This window comes from Bradyrhizobium valentinum, assembly GCF_001440405.1.
Lineage (GTDB): Bacteria > Pseudomonadota > Alphaproteobacteria > Rhizobiales > Xanthobacteraceae > Bradyrhizobium > Bradyrhizobium valentinum.
In genome coordinates this window covers 1-1,724 of the sequence record NZ_LLXX01000097.1, presented here as the reverse complement: position 1 = coordinate 1,724, position 1,724 = coordinate 1, and the positions used below count along the sequence as shown (strand labels likewise).

The window sequence follows — 1,724 nt, the reverse complement described above, 5'->3', positions numbered from 1 at the left end:
AGCTCGTCATAGCTTAAGCGCTGGTCCTGATAGACCACCGCCACCGCATCCGGCGCCTTGCCCACCTGCGCCTCGAACAGCTCATGGATGCACTGCTGCTCGGGATACGGCGCCGCCGTCCGGTTCAGCTCCTCCAACAGATACGCGCGCTCAGCGGACGGCAGGATATCCAGCTCGCGCACCGGCGTGTTCGGCGCCTGCTCCAGCGCGTCGGCCAGTTGCTCGAGCGCGCGCTGCATGTAGCCGCAGACCCGATCCGCGGAGACGGGCTCCGCCACCTGCGCCGTCAGACCGAGCGCCTCGCCAAAATCATCCACCGACAGGGTCAGCGGATAGTTGGTGCGTTCCTCCCCGCCCAGCCATTCCACGCCGCCCAGCCCAGCATCCGGTCCGCAAGCGAGCGCCGGCGCGGTGTGGCGGTAGTTCAACAACGCGCTGAACAGCGGCGCCGGCGCCGCAACGCCGCTGCAGCGTTGCGCCAACGCCAGCGAGGCATGCTCGTGCGCCAGCAGCTCGGCCAGCCGGGCGTGCGTGGTCCGCACGCTCGCCTCGACCCCGGTGCCGTCCAGATCAAGCCGCAGCGGCAGCGTGTTGATGAACAGGCCCATGGTGCGGTCGGCACCCGCGCCGCCATGCATGCGGCCAAACAGCACCGTGCCGAACACCACCTGCTCGCGGCCGCTGCTGCGCGCCACCACCTGTCCGCACGCCAGATGGCACAGGCTGGCCAGGCTCACCCCAAGCCGCCGCGCCTGGCTGCGCAATCGCGCGTTGAGCGCCTGCGGCAGCCTCCGATGCGCCTCATGAACCCCGCAGCCGTCGCCGTGGACCTCGCTTAAGCCAAACGGCGTGGTCGGCGCATCGATGTCCCCCAGCAGTCCCCGGAAGAACTCTTCATGCGCTTTGGTACCAACGCCCAGGCGCGCCTGCGCCACCAGGTTGCGGAACGGCTGCGGGGCGGCCAGCTCATGGTCGCGCCCGCCGAGCACGGCCTTAACCTCGGCATGCATCACCTCCAGCGTCGTGTGATCCCCGATCAGATGATGCTGCAGCTGCAAGAGCAGCCAGCGCGCGCTGCCGGGCTCGCGCGCGATCACAAACCGCAACAGCGGGGCCCGGCCAAGATCGATGCGGTGCTGGCGCGGATCAAACCTCAGCCTGAGCTGCGCGTGGCCAGGACCGCCGGAGCCATCCAGCTCGACCTCGGTCACATTGAGTGGCGCGTTCCGCCACACCACCTGGGCCGCGCGCGACAGGCCCTCCCAGACAAACGACGTCCTTAAGATGTCGTGCCGGTCCACCACCCGCTGAACCGCGGCAAGATAGCGGTCCAACACGCCACGGTCGGCAAACGCCATCTGCGACACCAGCAGGTACGGATCGCCTTGGCGGGCCAACAGATGATGGAACAGGATGCCGTCCTGCAGCGGCGACAAGGCATAAATATCCTGGATGTTGCCGACGCCGCCGGGCACCGTGGCGAGGATCCGATCGATCTCTCCCTGCGTCAGCTCGATCAGCGGCAGCATCTGCGGCGTGATCGAGCGGCTCTCTGCCGTGATCAGGTTGGCCGGCACCGCCACCTCGTGATGACTGCGCAGGCTCGCGGCCAGATCCGCCAGCACCGGCCTGGCGAACAAGGTCCGCACCTTCACCCCCAGCGACAGCCGCCGCAGACGCTCGATCAGCTGCACCGCCAAGAGCGAGTGGCCGCCCAGTTCGAA

The 1,724-nt window shown here is 68.4% G+C and carries 1 protein-coding gene; it reads right to left on the bottom strand.

The window, feature by feature from the left end; genetic code table 11:
* On the bottom strand, positions 1-1,724 hold a 1,724-nt coding region (locus tag CP49_RS14925), incomplete at both ends, for a condensation domain-containing protein (RefSeq protein ID WP_245310693.1).